Origin of the sequence: Halorubrum tropicale (assembly GCF_001280455.1) — an archaeon.
Taxonomy (GTDB): Archaea; Halobacteriota; Halobacteria; order Halobacteriales; family Haloferacaceae; genus Halorubrum; species Halorubrum tropicale.
This window is the reverse complement of the sequence record NZ_LIST01000001.1, coordinates 538,919-554,155: the sequence shown is the minus strand read 5'-3', so window position 1 is coordinate 554,155 and position 15,237 is coordinate 538,919. Positions and strand designations below refer to the sequence as shown.

Genomic DNA, 15,237 nt, shown 5'->3' with positions numbered 1-15,237 from the left:
ACGAGCGGCCGCCACCGGCGGCAGCGAGGCGCGACGCGCCTCTGGCAGCCGGCGGCGCGGCCGCCGGCGACGAGGCTGGGGAGGCGTGAGGTGCTGTGCGGTACGGGGGCGGGACTCGAAGGGGCAGTCGCGAGGGCGCCACAGACGACGTGATACGTGAGCGGCGAGCGCGGCGGCGGCCTCCGGCCCTATCCATGCCCTTCGTTCGTACGGAGGCCCGGCTACGGCTCACGATCAGTTATAAATCGTAAGACCGCGTCTCCCCTCAGCCCTCCAGTTCGAACGCGACCTCGACCTCGGCCTGGTACTCGCGGTCGGCCGCGCCCTTCAGCTCCACCCCGAACTCTTCGACCTCCACCCAGTAGACGTTGTCGAGGGTGTCCTCGGCGCGGTCGATTGCGTCGTCGGCCGCGGCGTCGAAGCTCTCCTCGCTCGTCCCGATCAACGTGATCTTCTTGAACACCATGTCGCGTGCTGGTAGGGCACACGGGGAAATAAAAATACGCGTCGTCGCGGCGGCGGTGTTCAGATAAGGATTGAAAGGTGAGGCGGTGCGTTTTCAAAGTGTCTATGCCCGAAAACGACCGCCTCGGCGGCTGTTTAGACGAGATCAACTTAGAGTTTGTGGAGCGAGAAGCAACACCGAAACTGTTGATGAAGCTCAGTATTCAGCTACATTTGTCTGGATTGTCTCTCTCGAATACTGTTTTGTTTCTTGAGGTATTCGGTGTTGATCGGGTTCGATCCACTGTTCACAACTGGGTTCACAAGGCCGATCTACAGCCGGAATCTGGTCGGAGCCCGAATCACGTTGCGGTCGATGAAACCGTGATTCAGCTTGACGATGAACAATATTGGCTGTACGCTGCCGTCGATCCTGACTCAAACGATTTACTCCACACAAAGCTTGAGCCGACAAGAACAAACGTGATCGCAGATCAGTTTTTCGCAGAACTCCGTGAAAAGCACCACGTGGATGACGCGATATTTCTCATTGATGGTGCGGTTCCACTTCATCGAGCATGTGAAAAACATAGCCTCGATTTCAGATACGAACGACATGGAAATCGGAATAGCGTTGAACGTGTCTTTCGTGAGGTAAAACGCAGAACTACCAGCTTCTCAAACTGTTTTAGCAACGCCAAAGCAGAAACTGCTGACGAGTGGCTAAAATCGTTCGCTTTCGCATGGAATCAGCTTATCTGAACACGAGGGTCGCGGCGGCCGTGTCGGGCGCGAGCCCGGGGCCTTCCCGCCGGCTCGCCGACTACCCGTCCACGGTCGCGCGGCCGATGACGGTCTCCATCTCCAGTTCGTAGAGGGTGAACGCGACGTCTTCGACCGCCTCGTCGAAGAGGCGGAAGGGCTGAAACCACTCGTTGAGCGTCGCCTCGTCGACCCGTCGCTCGGACCGCGAGACCGGTCCGCGGACGTGGACGCTCCACGACTCGTCCGTCGACGCCGCGTAGCAGACGAACGTGGCGGTGTCGGTCGCCGCGAGGAAGCGCCCCTTCTCGCCGTCGCCGTCGTGGTCGCTCACGCGGAGGAGGAGGCGGTCGCCGTCGTAGTGGTAGCTCAGCGGCGTGGCGTACGCGTCGCCGTCGCTCGCCAGCGCCAGGACGCCGTGTTCGCCGGCCCGGAGGCGGGCCTCGACGTCGGACTCGGACATGCCGCTGGTGTAGACGTACTCGACGTGCTCCATGCGACCCGTACGCGGCGGGGTCGCAAATAGACACCTCCGGGGCGGGCCGGCCGGGAGGCGGAGAGCGTCGTCGGCACGGCGGTCGCGCGCGGCTACGGGCTTCCGGGCGCGCCCTCCATCACCGCGAAGTCCTCGCCGTCGCGGTCGATGCCGATCACCGCCCAGTCGTAGGGGGGCTTCGCGGCGACGAGCCGTTCCTGGAGGTCGGCCGCGCGGTCGCGCCACGTGACGAAACACCGGAGTCGCGCCGCGTCGTCCCCGTCTGCGAGATACGGGTCGAGGTCGTCGTCGTCGAGACAGAGCACCGTCACGAACACGCGCCGCCACTTGCGTTCCGCGACGAACTCGCGTCCGCCGTCGGAGACGGTGTATCCCAGTTCGCGGAAGACGTCTCTGGCCTCGGTCGTCGGGGGGATGCTCGCAGTGGCCATCTACGTCGAAGTTCGGCACCATCCGTGATAAACCTTCTCACGATTTCGAGCTCAGAGAATCGGGCGCACCCCCCGCAGCGGTCCGGAGAGCCCCGAACGCGGCCCAGCGCCGGAGCCGACCGCTCCGCCGGAGACGGCCGTCGACCGGGGAACCCGCGGCCGCTAACGGCGACCCGCCCCCGTCCGCTGACGGCGACCCGCCCGCCCCCGCCTCACTCGTGGGCCGCGTCCCACTGGTCCGGCTTCCGGAGGTTACCGCACTCGGTACACTGGATCCGGCCCATCGTGTCCATCGCGGTGTCGAACGACCCGCAGTTGCCGCAGCGGAACCCCCAGCGGGACTCGCCCGCCTCGTCCGCGAACACGGGGTAGAAGGGCCCGTCCGCGCCGCGCTCGGTCCGCGACCGGTCGGTGTACACCCGCTCGCCGCTCGGCGTCGTCGTCGCTTCCAGGGTCATGGCTCCCGCTACCCGGCGGAGCGACTTAAGCGGGGGACTCGCGAGACGGTGAGGAACGGGGAATCGAAGCGCGCGCTACGTCCGGAACGACTCGCCGCACCCGCACTCGGAGACGACGTTCGGGTTCTCGACCTCGAAGCCGGCGGCCTGGAGGCCGTGCTCGTAGTCGAGCGTGCTCCCGCCGATGTAGTTCTTGCTCGCGGGGTCGACGAACACCCGGAGGCCGTGGTGCTCCACGACGAGGTCGTCGTCCTCCGGCTCCGTGTCGAAGCGCATCCCGTACGACAGCCCCGCGCAGCCGCCCTGCTGGACGAACAGCCGCAGCCCGGCGACGTCGGTGTCGAGTCCCTCGCCTTCGAGCAGCGAGAGCGCCTCCTCGGCGGCGTCCGAGGTCACCTCGATCGCCGGGTCGTTCCCCTCGGTCCCGGTGTCGGCCGGTTCGGTACTCATAGAGCCCGGTTCCGTTCGCACGGTCAAAACCCTGCCGGCGGAATCCCGTGGCCCGTTGTCACTGACGGTTACGTTCGCCGGCCCCGTCGCCGCGACCCGTCGCTCAGTCGCCGTCGCCGCGACCCGACGCTCAGTCGCCGTCGCCGCGACCCGACGCTCAGTCGCCGTCGCCGGCCCGTCGCTCGGCCGGCTCCGCCTCGGGCGTCGGCGACGCGGGCGCCCGCTCCGTCCCGGCGCCCGACGGCTCCGCTCCGGGGGCCCCCGCGATCGTCACGTCCCGCTTCGGGTACGGGATCTCGACCCCCGCCTCGCCGAGCGCCACGTACAGCGCGCGGTTGAGCTCGTGCTGCGCGCGGCGGCGCCGCGTCGGACCGTTCACCCAGCAGAGGATCTCGTACTGGAGCGCCGAGTCCCCGAACGAGCGGAACCGCGCCCGCGGCTTCGGGGAGTCGAGGACGAGCGGCTCCGCCTCCACGACCTCGATCGCCAGCGCCTCGAAGGCGTCCACGTCGGTCCCGTAGGCGACGCCGATCGGGACCCGCACGCGGCGGCGGCGCTGCGGCGCCGACTCGTTCGTCACCTTCGCGGCGTTGAGCGCCGCGTTCGGCACCGTCACCAGCACCTCGTCGCGGGTGAGCAGCGTCGTCGAGCGCACGCCGACCTTGATCACGGTCCCGGCGGTGCCGTCGTCTAAGACGATGTAGTCGCCGATCTTGTACGTGTCGTCGAAGTACAGCGCGATCCCGCCGAAGAAGTTCGCCACCGTGTCCTTCGCCGCGAAGCCGACGGCGATGCCGGCGACGCCCGCGGCGCCGAGCAGCGGCGTGATCTCGATGCCCCACAGCCACAGCAGGGTGCCGACGCTCCCGACCAGCACCGCGAGCGTCCAGACGTTCGAGAAGACGGGCGCGAAGTCGAACCGCCCGCCCTCCGCGTTGACCGCGGCGACGACCCGGTTCACGACCGCGTTGGCCGCGTACGCCCAGACGAGGACGATCACCGACAGCGACGGGCGCCCGAAGACGGCGTCGAGCAACTGCGGCTCCACGAGCACCGAGGCGCGCACCGCGGGGACCTGCGTGAGCACGAACACCCCCGCGAGCGCCGCGGTGACGACGAGCGGCGCCCGCAGCGAGGCGATGACGATGTCGTCGTAGCCGGTGTCCGTCGCCGAGACGTACCGCCGGGCGACGCGGAGGACGACGAACTCCATCCCCAGGGCGGCGACGAGCGATACGAGGAGAACGGCGACCGTCGCCTCCACCGCCGTGAACCCCTCGAACAGCGTCCCGAGCGACGGTATCATGCCTCCGAGACGCGGTGACGGGTGATAACCGTTGCTGGGGGGACGCGCCGGTCCGGGGGTGCGGCGACCGGGGCGGCGCGACCCTATTCCGACGGGCGACCGCGGTCCGCGTCCGAGTTCGGCGAGTCGGCGGAGGGATCCGACGGCGCCGCGGACGGGTCGGAGGACGAGCCGCCAGCGAGGGCGAGCAGCTCGCGGAGGCTCTCGATCTCCACGGTCGGCTCGACGTCGGGGTCGCGGTCCGCGTTGTGGTCGCGCCGCAGGAACGCGCTGTCGATCCCGGCCCGGTCGGCGGCGATCACGTCGGTCGCCCGGTCGCCGACGTAGATCGCGTCGGTCGCGTCGAGGGCGTCGAGGGCCTCGTTGAGGTAGTGCGGGTCGGGCTTCCGACGCCCGTAGCCGTCGGGACCGGGGTCGCGGCCGCGGACGAACGCGAACTCGTCGAGCCGGAAGTGGTCGACGACGAACTCGACGGTCGGGTGGTAGTTGTTGCTCACCAGGCCGAGCGTCGCGCGGTCGGCCAGCGCGTCGAAGACCGTCACGTCCCGGTGGAGCCGTCGCATCCCGGCCGCCAGCCGCTCGACGGCGCGCGTCGCGCTCCGCTCCTCGCGCTCTCGGAAGAGGCGCGCGGGGTCGAGGCCGAGCCCCTCGCAGGCCGCGCGGAACGCGTCGTCGTAGGCGGGGCGCGCCAGCGACTCGCGGCGCGCCGGGGAAACGGTCACGTCCCGGTCGGCGAGCACGTCGTCGAGGGCGCGCGAGCGGACCGCCGGGGCGGTCTCGCGACCCTCGAGAACGACGCCGTCCATGTCGAACAGGACCGTCTCGTAGCCGTCCGGTCGGGGCGGGCTCATCGGACCAGCCCCCGAGTGTACGCCGACAGGCTCTCGGTGACGACCACGACCCCGAGGATGACGATCAGCACCATCGCGACCGACTGCCACGCGAAGGCGTTGACCGCGCGGAACAGCTCGACGCCGATACCGCCCGCGCCGACGAAGCCGAGCACCGTCGAGTCGCGGATGTTGATGTCCCACCGGTAGATCGACAGCCCGACGAGCGCGGGCTTGACCTGCGGGAGGATGCCGTAGAGCAGCACCTGCGCCTGCGACGCGCCGGACGCCCGCACCGCCTCGACCTGCCCGAAGTCGATCTCTTCGATCTCCTCGCCGAGCAGCTTCCCGAGGAAGCCGACCGAGCGGAACACGATGGCGACGGCGCCGGCGAGCGGTCCCGACCCGAACAGCACGACGAAAAACAGCGCCCAGATGATGGTGTTGACCGACCGACTCACCGTCACGATGAGCTTCCCGAGCCAGAAGGTCGCGCCGTTCGGCGTGGTGTTCTCGGCGGCGAGCAGCGCCACCGGAATCGCGAGCACTAGGGCGCCGAGCGTCCCCAGCGCGGCGATCTGGACCGTCTCGATCAGCGGTTGGACGATCCGCGTGGTGTACGCCACGTCCGGCGGGTACATCCGGGTCAGGAGGTCGCCGACCTCCCGCGGGATCGTCTCCGGCCTGACGACGCCGGTGTCCATGAACTGCCAGGAGGCGATCACGGAGACGGCGGCGGCGAGGAGGAGGACGAACCGGGTGATCCGTCGCCGCCGGTCGAACCGGTCCCAGCTCGGTTGCTCGACCGCCATCAGTTGTACCTCCGTCGCACGACCGCGCTGACGCCCTCGGCCACGAGGACGACCGCGATGATCGCGAGCAGGATGGCCGTGACGTACTGGTAGTCGTACCGGTTGAACGCGGTCAGCAGCACCGACCCGATCCCGCCGGCCCCGACGATGCCGATGATCGTCGAGGTCCGGATGTTGATGTCCCACCGATACACGGAGAGCCCGGCGAACCGCGGGATGATCTGCGGGACGACCCCGTAGAGGAGCGTCTGGATCGGCGAGGCGCCGGACGCCCGGACCGCGTCGACCGACCCCATGTCGATGTCTTCGAGGTCCTCGGCGAGGAGCTTCGAGAAGAAGCCGACCGTCTTGAACGTGATCGTGAGGATGCCCGCGAGCGGTCCGAACCCGATGGCCTTGACCGCGATGATGCCGACGATGATCGCGTTGAACGCCCGGGAGACGGAGATGAACCCCCTGTTGATCGCGTACAGCGGCTTCGGCGAGAGGTTCTCCGCGGCCATGAACGCTATCGGGACGCTCAGCACGATGCCGGTGAGCGTCGACACCATCGCCATCGCGACGCTCTCGAGCATCTTGTCGAGGATCCGCTGGGCCTGTCGCGGGGTCGCCGAGGGCGGGAGGAAGTCCCCGACGAGCGAGCCGGCGCTCCCGAGCCCCTGCGCGATCCGCGCCGGATCGGCGCCGACCCCGACGCCGGACCAGAGGAAGAACCCGACGATCCCGGCGTACACCGCCCACTTGACCCCGCGTCGCGGGAAGGCGGTCGGCCGCTCCCAGGTCCGGTTGCCGGCGGCCATTCAGGGCTCCCCCGCGAGCGGTCGGTCCGCGTTCGACAGGGCGTCGCCGTCGGACCGCGACCGCGGCTTCTCGCCGTCGGTGTTTTCGGGCACCGCCGCGCCCCGGTACACCTGGTCGAGCCCGCGCTGGTCGAGCTCCGAGGGCGGGCCCTCGAACACGAGCTCGCCGTCGTGGAGCCCGACGATCCGGTCGGCGTGCTCCATCGCGAGGTCGACCTCGTGGATGTTGATCAACACCGGGACCTCGCGCTCTGCGGCGATGTCGGTCAGCAGTCGCATCACCGTGTCCGAGGTCTCAGGGTCCAGGCTCGACGTCGGTTCGTCGACCAGCAGGATCTTCGGCTGCTGGATCACCGCCCGCGCGATGCCGACCCGCTGGCGCTGGCCGCCCGAGAGCTCGTCGACGCGTTTGTTCTCCATGTCGGCCAGCCCGACGCGGTCGAGGATCTGGTACGCCCGCTCGATGTCCTCGGGGGGGAACGACCGCCGGAACGCCTGCCACGCGGAGACGTACCCTAATCGCCCGGTGAGGACGTTCTCCATCACGGTCAGCCGCTCGACGAGGTTGTACTCCTGGAAGATCATGCCGATGTCGCGACGGGCCGACCGCAGCGCGTCGTCACCGAGCCCGGTCAGCTCCGTCTCGTCGAGGTAGACCTGGCCGCCGCTCGGCTCGGTTAGCCGGTTGACACACCGGATGAACGTCGACTTGCCGGCCCCGCTGGGGCCGATCATCGCGACGGTCTCGCTGCCCTCGACCGACATCGTGACGCCCTGTAGCGCCTCGTCGCCGGTGGGGTACGTCTTCCGGAGGTCGGTGACTCGCAGCATCTACGACCCGAGCGCGCTCCGCTCGTACTCGACGCCGTTGTACCGCTGGATGATCATGATGTCCTTCCAGACCGTCCTGTAGTCGATCGGGACGAACTTGTTGTACCCCGTCCGCTCCTGGTAGGCCGTCCCCGAGAAGTCGGACTCGAGGTACGCGCGCTCGATTCCCTCCTGGATCTCCGGCTTGAGGTTGTAGCGGTACGCGACGGGGCCGCTCGGGAACGGCGCCGACGCCCACACCACTTTGAAGTCGTCGAAGCTGAGGTCGCTCTGGGCCTCGACGGTGTCGACCATACACGTCGAACAGATCGGGCCGGCGTCGTAGTCGCCGGCGGCGATGCCGCGCGTGGTGTTGCCGTGGCCGCCCGAGAAGTTGACCTCGTAGTCCTCTTCGGCGGTCACGTCGAAGTACTGGTCGAAGAGGGCCGAGGGGGCCTGGTGCCCGGAGTTCGAGGCGGGCTCGGAGTGGCCGATTTTCACGTCGTCGCGGGCGAAGTCCTCGACGCTCTGGATGTCGTCGGCGTCGGCGCGGGTGGTGGCGAACAACCGGTAGCCGAACTCCTCCTCGGGGGTGAGCCCGACCGCGAACGGGACCGCGCCGCCGAGGTTGACCGCGAACGCGGTCGTGCCGGTCGAGAAGTTCGCGATGTGGGCGCGCTCCGAGCGCATCGCCTCGACTGACGCCGCGTAACTGTCGACCTTGCTGAACTCGACCGGCTTGCCGGTCTCCTCCTCGATGCGGTCGAAGACCGCCTGGAAGTCCTCCTCGAACCGCCCCTGGACGTCCTCGCTCGGGCTCTCGGTGAACACCAGCGTGTCGGGGTCGAGGAGTTCGCTCTCGTCGTCGGGCGTCTCGCGCACGGGTTCCCCGTGCGGCACCTCCTCGACCTCCCGGTTCCGCATGTTCTCGAGGTCGGTCGTCGACCCGCGCTGGTAGCCCGCGTCGACCAGCGCCGTCGACAGGTAGTTGTGCTCGTCCCAGGCCGGTTCCGCGGGGTCGAACTCGCTCGCGTCGGCCAGCATCGGGTCGCCGGACTCGCCGTCGCCCCCGTCGCTCCCGTCGCTCCCGTCGCCTCCGCTGCCACTCGAACCGCCGCCGCTCCCGTCGGCGCCGTCCGAGCCGTCGCCGCCCGAACTCGACGCGCCGGAGCAGCCCGCCAGACCGCTCAGCGCGGCCGCGCCGCCCGCGATGAGGAACTTCCGCCGCGAGTTCGATTCCCGTCGTCCGTCGGTGTCGTCCACCATTACGGCTCGAACAGGCGTCCTAGCGGGTAAGAAGGCTGCTATGAGCCGAATGTGGTAGTTCAGGCCGCTCCGATCCGGTGAGTACCGCCGTTTCTGTTATTGAGTCGAGGTGTTCGGCGCGGAGCGCTATATAGGGCTATCGAAACCGCTCCGAGGGGGCCCGGCTACTCGAACCGCTTCCGCACGCTCTCGGCGTGCGCCTCCAGCCCTTCGGCGTCGGCGAGCGTCGTGACCGTCTCCGAGAGGTCGTCGAGGGCGTCGCGGTCGAGCCGCTGGACGGTCGAGGACCGCAGGAAGGTGTCGACGGAGAGTCCGCCGTACCGCTTCGCGCCGCCGTTCGTCGGCAGCACGTGGTTCGTCCCGGCCGCGTAGTCCCCGGCCGCGACGGGGGAGTACGGGCCGAGGAAGACGGAGCCGGCGTTGGTGATCCGGTCCAAGAGCGCCTCGTCGTCGTCCGCCACGATCGAGAGGTGCTCGGCGGCGTACTCCTCGGCGAAGAGGACCGCCTCGGGCATCGAGCGCGCGCGGAGGACGCCGGAGGCCGCGTTGTCGAGGGCGGCCCGGACCGTCTCCTCGCGGTCGCGCTCGGCCGCCTGCGCGTCGACCGCGTCGGCGACGGCCTCGGCGAGGGCGGCGTCGTCGGTGACCGCGACGACGGAGGCGTTGGGGTCGTGTTCGGCCTGCGCGACGAGGTCGGCCGCGACGAGGTCGGGGTCGGCCGTCCCGTCGGCGAGGACGAGCACCTCGCTCGGGCCGGCGAGGAAGTCGATCTGCACGTCGCCCTGAACGATCGACTTGGCGGCGGTGACCCACTTGTTCCCCGGCCCGACGACCTTCTGGACCCGCGTCACCGTCTCCGTCCCGTACGCGAGCGCGCCGATCGCCTGCGCGCCGCCGACCTGGTACACCGCGTCGGCGCCGGCCTCGTGGATGGCCGCGAGGGTGACGGGGTTGAGCTCGTCGGCCGGCGGCGTCGCGACCGCGACGTGGTCGACGCCGGCGACGACCGCCGGGATGATCCCCATCAGCGCGCTGGAGGGGTACGCGGCCGCGCCGCCGGGCACGTACACGCCGACGCGGTCGATCGGGCGGAAGCGCCGGCCGAGCTCGCGGCCGCCGAAGTCGTCGCGCCAGTCCTCCGGGTGCTGCCGCTCGTGGAACGCGCGGACGTTCGCGGCCGCCTCCCGGACCGCGTCGAGGACCGGGTCGCCCGCGTCGGCCAGCTCCTCGTGCGCCCGCGCCGCGTCGTCGGTGACGTCGATGTTCCCGACGGCGACGCCGTCGAACTCCTCCGCGAACTCGCGGACCGCGACGTCGCCCTCCTCGCGGACCCGCCCGACGATCTCTCGCACGTCTTCGCGGACCCCCTCGACGCCGGCGTCGCGCTCGAAGAAGGCGCGCCGCTCGGCCGGCGAGAGGTCCGCGACGGTTCGTACGTCCATACCGGTCGTCGGGGACGGCGGGGCAAGGGCGTTCCGACTCACCCCAGCCGCCGGATCCCGGTCACGTCGAGGACGGCGAGGACGAGGAGGGCGGCCAGGAGCGCGGCCGCCGCGAAGAGGACCGGGGCCGACACCGCGACCGCGACCTCGTAGGGCGCGACCAGCCGCGTCGTCCCGCGGAGGAGGAAGGAGACGAACACGAGGCCGAACGCGGCGAACGCGAGCGAGACGAACCGGGAGCGGTCCATGCGGGCCGCTCAGTCCGTCTGCGGGACGCCCGCGCCGTGGGGACCGTGCCCGTGGGACTCGCGGGCGGGGTCGAAGTCGGTACACATGTCGTAGAACACCGCTTCCGGGTCGCGGTTCCACTGCCACTTCCAGCGCGTGCGGACGAGCAGCGACAGCTTCCGGGTGAGCGACAGCTCCGGGGTGGCCGAGACGGTGTCGTAGCCGCGGTTCCGGATGAGCCGGTGGTGGTCGACGTACAGCACCGCCGCGAGCAGCACCGCCAGCTGGCAGTCCTCGGGGAGGTACTTGATCCCCGCGACGCCCTCCTCGTAGAGCCGCTCGGTGCGGGCCATCTCCTCCCGGATCGCGGCCGCGACGTCCTCGTCGAACTCTAAGTCGAGGATCTGCTGTTCGCTCACGCCGTGGCGGCGGAGCGTCTCTAAGGGGAGGTAGATGCGGTCGCGCTCGACCACGTCCTCGCGGACGTCGCGGAGGAAGTTCGTCATCTGGAAGGCCTCTCCGAGCTTCGTCGCGTGCGGGAGCGCCTCGGCCTCCTCCTCCGGGTCGAGGTCCATGATCGCCGTCATCATCCGACCGACGGCGGCCGCGGAGCCGTCCATGTACGCTTCCAGGTCGGCGTACGTCTCGTAGCGGTCGGTGTCGATGTCGCTCTCCATCGCGTCCACGAACGAGTGGACGTCTTCGTCGGGGATGTCGTTGCGCTCGACCACCTCGGCGAACGCCTCCAACACCGGGTCGTCCGTCGGCTCCTCGCCGAGCGCGGCCGCTCGGAGGCGGTCGAGTTCGGCCCGCTGTTCGGCGGGCGGTCCGGTGTCCTCGGCGTCGACGACCTCGTCGGCGATGCGGAAGAACCCGTACAGCACGTACGTCGGGTGGCGGATCCGCTGGGGCAGTAGCCGGGTGGCGACGTGGAACGTCTTCCCGGTGCGGCGCTGGATCCGCTTGCTCCGGGCAACCTGTGTTTGCTCTACCATGCTGACCCCGAGCGGTCGGCAAGGAGGGTCGCGTACGGGTCGCCCATCATAAGTGGAAATTCGGCCTCCAAGAACATAACAGTTCGCACGACACAGTTTGGATCCCGGGTACCCCCGTCGCGTCCGTCGATCGAACCGGCGCGCGGGGCGGCGAGAGCTCAGTAGAAGGTGTCGCTACAGTCGTAGACGACGCCGTGAGCCGGGCAGACGTACTTACAGTGTCGGTGGTACATCGGCGTCTCGCAGACCGGACACGGGCGGCCGCCGTCGTTCGCCGGGTCGTCGCTCACGACGGAAATACGTGGGCGAGGGACAAAACGCTACCCCACCGGACCCTCGGCGCCCGGCGGGCCGTGGAGGCCCGGCAGTCGCGGCGCCCGGCGGGCCGCGGCGCGGTCGCGACCGCGCCGAACCTGACTGGTCAGTCGTCGGCCAGTCGCTCGTACACCGACCGGGCGACCGACTCCTGTCCGAACGGGAGCGTCAGCACGCCTCCCCACTCGGAGCCCGTGAGCGCGTCGACCGTCTCCCGGTCGAGTTCGACGCGCCGCACCTCGGTCCCGTCGAGCGTCATCGACACCACGAACGCGGCCGGGTCGTCGGTCGCGCCGGCCTCATCGAGTCGGGTCCGGAACGCGTCGACGCCCGCCTCGGAGAGCACGACCTGCACGAGGAACTCCCCGTCCTTCGCGAAGACGCCCTTGACCACGTCGAGGTCGGTCGCCCCGAACAGCGTCGCGTCGGTGCCGTCGCCGCCGGTCAGCCGCGCTTCGAACGGCGCCTCGGGATCGACGGCGGCCGACTGCGGCGCCGTCTCCTCGTCCGTCCCGTCGCCCGTCGCCGCCGGGCCGTCGCCGCCGATACCGCCGAGGCCGTCGACCGCCGCGCCGTCGGTCACCGTCGCCGCGCCCGCGAAGCCGACGGCGCCGACCGCGCAGACCGCGCCGAGGCCCCCGAGCACGCCCCGTCGAGAGATGTCCATGCCTCCCGGTTCCGGCCGGCGGTGAAAAGCGTTACACGCCGATTTCCGCGCGCGATAATTGCGGAGATCCGGAACGTTCGCCGGTCGGCGTCCGCGACCGCGGAGGCGTCGGTCCGACCGCGGCCGCGAGGACGCCGGCCCGGCGCCCGGGACTACGCGAACGCGACCGCGTCGCGGGTCGTCGTCTCGCCGAACAGCCAGTCGGCGTGGTCGACGGCGTACTCCCGGTGCTCCTCGGTGATGTACCCGAGCGCGTCCTCGACCACGACCGGGCGGTAGTCCCGGAGCCCCGCGCTGCCGGCGGTGTGGAGGACGCAGACGTTCGCGAGCGTGCCGCAGATCAGCAGGTCGTCGACGCCGTGCGCGTCGAGGTGTCCCTCCAAGTCGGTCCGGTAGAAGGCGTCGTAGGTGTGCTTCTCGACGACGTGGTCCCCGTCGCGCACGTCGAGGTCGTCGACGAGTTCGGCGTCCCACGACCCCTCGACGACGTGTTCGCCCCACCGGTCGAACTCGTCGTAGTAGTGGGTCTCGTCGAACTGCTCGGGCGGGTGGACGTCGCGGGTGTAGACGACGGACGCGCCGGCCTCCCGGGCGCGGTCCACGAGCGCCGTCACCGGCTCGATCGCGGCCTCGCTCGGCTCGGCGTAGAGGCTCCCGTCGGGGTGACAGAACCCGTTTTGCATGTCCACGACGACCACCGCGGTTGCTGTCGGATCGAACGCCATACCGCCGGTTACCGCGCACGGGACAAAAACCGTCGTCCCGCTCGCGGCCGCCGGTTCGTCCCGACGACGGCGGGAACGCCGCGCCGGGGCGTCGGCGGGCCGCCGCCTGCGGAAAAATCCGCCGGCCGCGGCGCCGAAGGAACCGACAAACTACTTACCGGGGCGTCCGATACAGTTCGTATGCGACGGGTTCTCACCCTCTCGACCGCGGCCGCCGCCGTCGCCGCGGTCGCCGTCCTCTGTGTCGCGTTCACCGCCGGCGTCGCCGCCGCTCCCGACGCCGGCGCGGTCCCCGCCGCGTCTGGCACCGGGCCGACGGCGCCGGGCGGGGTGCCCTCCGCGTCCGCCGACGAGTGCAGTCCCGGCGACGGCCCCGACCTGGTGGGCTGCTGGAACGGGACCCACTACGAGGAGTCCGTCGACTTCGCGGAGACGGACGGGCTCAACGAGTCCCAGCTGTCGGCGCTGACCGACCTCACGATGGCCCGGGTCGAACACGTCCGGCAGCGCCCGTTCAGGGAGGACGTGCCGGTCGAGACGGTCACTCGGAGCGAGTACGCCAACGACACCGCGAGCGGCAACGGCTCCGAGGCGTTCCGGCGCTGGAACGACCAGGTGTGGGAGGCGCTGTTCGTCGTCGGCGACGACACGAACGCCAACGACGAGATCGACTCGGTGTTCGGCGGCGCGGTCTCCGGCTTCTACTCGCCATCGCAGGACCGGATCGTCATCGTCGTCCCCGACGGCGAGTCGCCCGACATCGACCCCTCGACGCTCGCGCACGAGCTGCTCCACGCGATGCAAGACCAGTATCACGACCTCACCGACCCGCGCTACGTCGGCGCGACGCAGGACGGCGACCTCGCGGTCGACGGGATCGTCGAGGGGGAGGCGGTCCACGTCGAGGAGCGGTACGCCGCCCGCTGCGCCGACAACTGGACCTGCGCCGAGCCGCCCGAGAGCGACGGCGGCGGGGGCGGCGGCGCCGAGTTCAACTTCGGCATCCTCCAGACCGTCCTCCAGCCGTACGGGGACGGCGCGCTGTACGTCCGCGAACTCCGCGACGAGGGCGGGTGGGCGGCCGTCAACGCGACGATGAACGACCCGCCGGCGTCGACGGCGGAGGTCATCCACCGCGACCCCGGCTACGAGGAGGGGAACGTCACGTTCGACGACGCCGCGACCGGCGGGTGGGAGACCTACCCGGACCAGGGCGTCGAGGGCGCGGAGACGGCGGGCGAGGCGTCGATGTTCGTCATGTTCTGGTACCAGAGCTTAGAGTACCGGCACGCCGTGTTAGCGCCCGACGCGACCGTCCGACAGAACGTCCAGATCCACCTCGACACGGAGGCCCAACTCGAGTCGCGGGCGGTGTACAACTACGCCCACCCCGTGACGGACGGCTGGGCCGACGACGAGCTGTACCCCTACCGGAACGGCGACCGGGACGGCTACGTCTGGGCGACCGAGTGGCAGACCGCCGACGACGCGGAGGCGTTCCGCGACGCCTACGTGCGGATGCTGACCGCCCACGGCGAGCGCGACTACGCGGCCGGGACCGTGTACGAGATCGGCTCGGAGAGCGACTTCCCGGGCGCCTACGGCGTCGAGCGCGACGGGACGAGCGTGACGATAACCCACGCGCCGTCGCCGGAGGGCGTCCTCGAACTCCGGCCGGACGCCGACCTGACGCTCCCGGACGCCGACGGCACCGATGGCGCGGACGGAAGCGACGGGGACGGCGGGGACGGCACCGACGGCGACGACGGCAACAGCAGCGACGGCGACGACGGGAGCGGCGACGCGGACGGCGGCGACGGCGCGGACGGAGGGGCCGGCGACACGAACGACAGCACCCCCGGCTTCGGCGTCGCGGCGGCGCTCGTCGCCCTCGCGGCCGCGCTCGGGGTGGCCGCGCGACGGTCGGCGTAGCCCGGCGCTCGCAGCGCGCCGACGAGTGCCGCGCGCCCCGGACGACCGCGCGGTCCGCGGTCGCCGCG

At 70.4% G+C, this 15,237-nt stretch carries 19 protein-coding genes; 2 read left to right on the top strand and 17 right to left on the bottom strand.

Annotated features, from left to right (window positions below):
- Positions 1-265: 265 nt before the first annotated feature.
- Positions 266-466: a dodecin gene (locus AMR74_RS02540; RefSeq protein WP_053770490.1), complete on the bottom strand. Its 201-nt coding sequence runs from the start codon at positions 464-466 to the stop codon at positions 266-268.
- A gap of 104 nt (positions 467-570) precedes the next feature.
- On the opposite strand from AMR74_RS02540, the gene AMR74_RS17055 reads away from it, so the two are divergent.
- Positions 571-1,206 carry an IS6 family transposase gene (locus tag AMR74_RS17055; RefSeq protein WP_077152242.1) on the top strand — a complete coding sequence of 212 codons (636 nt, stop codon included), beginning with the start codon at positions 571-573 and terminating at the stop codon, positions 1,204-1,206.
- Between the two features lie 61 nt (positions 1,207-1,267).
- On the opposite strand, the gene AMR74_RS02535 is transcribed toward AMR74_RS17055, so the two are convergent.
- The 16 genes from AMR74_RS02535 to AMR74_RS02465 all read right to left on the bottom strand — a co-directional run bounded on the left by AMR74_RS02535 (position 1,268) and on the right by AMR74_RS02465 (position 13,237).
- Positions 1,268-1,702, bottom strand: a complete 435-nt coding sequence (locus AMR74_RS02535) for a pyridoxamine 5'-phosphate oxidase family protein (protein WP_053770489.1) — start codon at positions 1,700-1,702, stop codon at positions 1,268-1,270.
- Between the two features lie 92 nt (positions 1,703-1,794).
- Positions 1,795-2,133: a DUF7116 family protein gene (locus tag AMR74_RS02530; protein WP_053770488.1), complete on the bottom strand. Its 339-nt coding sequence runs from the start codon at positions 2,131-2,133 to the stop codon at positions 1,795-1,797.
- Positions 2,134-2,345: 212 nt separating this feature from the next.
- Positions 2,346-2,591, bottom strand: a complete 246-nt coding sequence (locus tag AMR74_RS02525) for a DUF5816 domain-containing protein (RefSeq protein ID WP_053770487.1) — start codon at positions 2,589-2,591, stop codon at positions 2,346-2,348.
- A 75-nt stretch (positions 2,592-2,666) separates the two neighbouring features.
- Positions 2,667-3,041, bottom strand: a complete 375-nt coding sequence (locus tag AMR74_RS02520; RefSeq protein ID WP_053770486.1) for a HesB/IscA family protein — start codon at positions 3,039-3,041, stop codon at positions 2,667-2,669.
- Between the two features lie 157 nt (positions 3,042-3,198).
- Positions 3,199-4,347 (bottom strand): mechanosensitive ion channel family protein, encoded by a 1,149-nt coding sequence (locus tag AMR74_RS02515; protein WP_053770485.1) that lies wholly within the window; start codon positions 4,345-4,347, stop codon positions 3,199-3,201.
- An 83-nt stretch (positions 4,348-4,430) separates the two neighbouring features.
- Positions 4,431-5,198: an HAD family hydrolase gene (locus tag AMR74_RS02510; protein ID WP_053770484.1), complete on the bottom strand. Its 768-nt coding sequence runs from the start codon at positions 5,196-5,198 to the stop codon at positions 4,431-4,433.
- On the bottom strand, positions 5,195-5,989 hold the full coding sequence (gene phnE / locus AMR74_RS02505) for a phosphonate ABC transporter, permease protein PhnE (RefSeq protein ID WP_053770483.1): 795 nt from the start codon (positions 5,987-5,989) through the stop codon (positions 5,195-5,197). The genes AMR74_RS02510 and phnE (AMR74_RS02505) overlap by 4 nt, the downstream gene beginning before the upstream one ends.
- A complete protein-coding gene (phnE, locus tag AMR74_RS02500) occupies positions 5,989-6,789 on the bottom strand; it encodes a phosphonate ABC transporter, permease protein PhnE (RefSeq protein WP_053770482.1) in 801 nt (266 codons plus the stop codon). The genes phnE (AMR74_RS02505) and phnE (AMR74_RS02500) overlap by 1 nt, the downstream gene beginning before the upstream one ends.
- The gene (gene phnC / locus AMR74_RS02495) at positions 6,790-7,620 is read right to left on the bottom strand and encodes a phosphonate ABC transporter ATP-binding protein (RefSeq protein WP_053770481.1); all 831 of its coding nucleotides are present in this window, start codon (positions 7,618-7,620) and stop codon (positions 6,790-6,792) included.
- Complete coding sequence (gene phnD / locus AMR74_RS02490; RefSeq protein WP_053770980.1) at positions 7,621-8,643, bottom strand: phosphate/phosphite/phosphonate ABC transporter substrate-binding protein; 1,023 nt, start codon at positions 8,641-8,643, stop codon at positions 7,621-7,623.
- Between the two features lie 386 nt (positions 8,644-9,029).
- Positions 9,030-10,307 (bottom strand): histidinol dehydrogenase, encoded by a 1,278-nt coding sequence (gene hisD / locus AMR74_RS02485; RefSeq protein WP_053770480.1) that lies wholly within the window; start codon positions 10,305-10,307, stop codon positions 9,030-9,032.
- Between the two features lie 38 nt (positions 10,308-10,345).
- On the bottom strand, positions 10,346-10,555 hold the full coding sequence (locus AMR74_RS02480) for a hypothetical protein (protein WP_053770479.1): 210 nt from the start codon (positions 10,553-10,555) through the stop codon (positions 10,346-10,348).
- Positions 10,556-10,564: 9 nt separating this feature from the next.
- Positions 10,565-11,530: a phytoene/squalene synthase family protein gene (locus AMR74_RS02475; protein ID WP_053770478.1), complete on the bottom strand. Its 966-nt coding sequence runs from the start codon at positions 11,528-11,530 to the stop codon at positions 10,565-10,567.
- A 158-nt stretch (positions 11,531-11,688) separates the two neighbouring features.
- Positions 11,689-11,820: an HVO_2523 family zinc finger protein gene (locus tag AMR74_RS19770; RefSeq protein WP_255409708.1), complete on the bottom strand. Its 132-nt coding sequence runs from the start codon at positions 11,818-11,820 to the stop codon at positions 11,689-11,691.
- Positions 11,821-11,951: 131 nt separating this feature from the next.
- Positions 11,952-12,512 carry a hypothetical protein gene (locus AMR74_RS02470; protein WP_053770477.1) on the bottom strand — a complete coding sequence of 187 codons (561 nt, stop codon included), beginning with the start codon at positions 12,510-12,512 and terminating at the stop codon, positions 11,952-11,954.
- Between the two features lie 152 nt (positions 12,513-12,664).
- A complete protein-coding gene (locus AMR74_RS02465) occupies positions 12,665-13,237 on the bottom strand; it encodes a cysteine hydrolase family protein (RefSeq protein ID WP_053770476.1) in 573 nt (190 codons plus the stop codon).
- A gap of 180 nt (positions 13,238-13,417) precedes the next feature.
- On the opposite strand from AMR74_RS02465, the gene AMR74_RS02460 reads away from it, so the two are divergent.
- Complete coding sequence (locus AMR74_RS02460) at positions 13,418-15,169, top strand: Hvo_1808 family surface protein (protein WP_053770475.1); 1,752 nt, start codon at positions 13,418-13,420, stop codon at positions 15,167-15,169.
- The last annotated feature ends 68 nt before the right edge of the window (positions 15,170-15,237 follow it).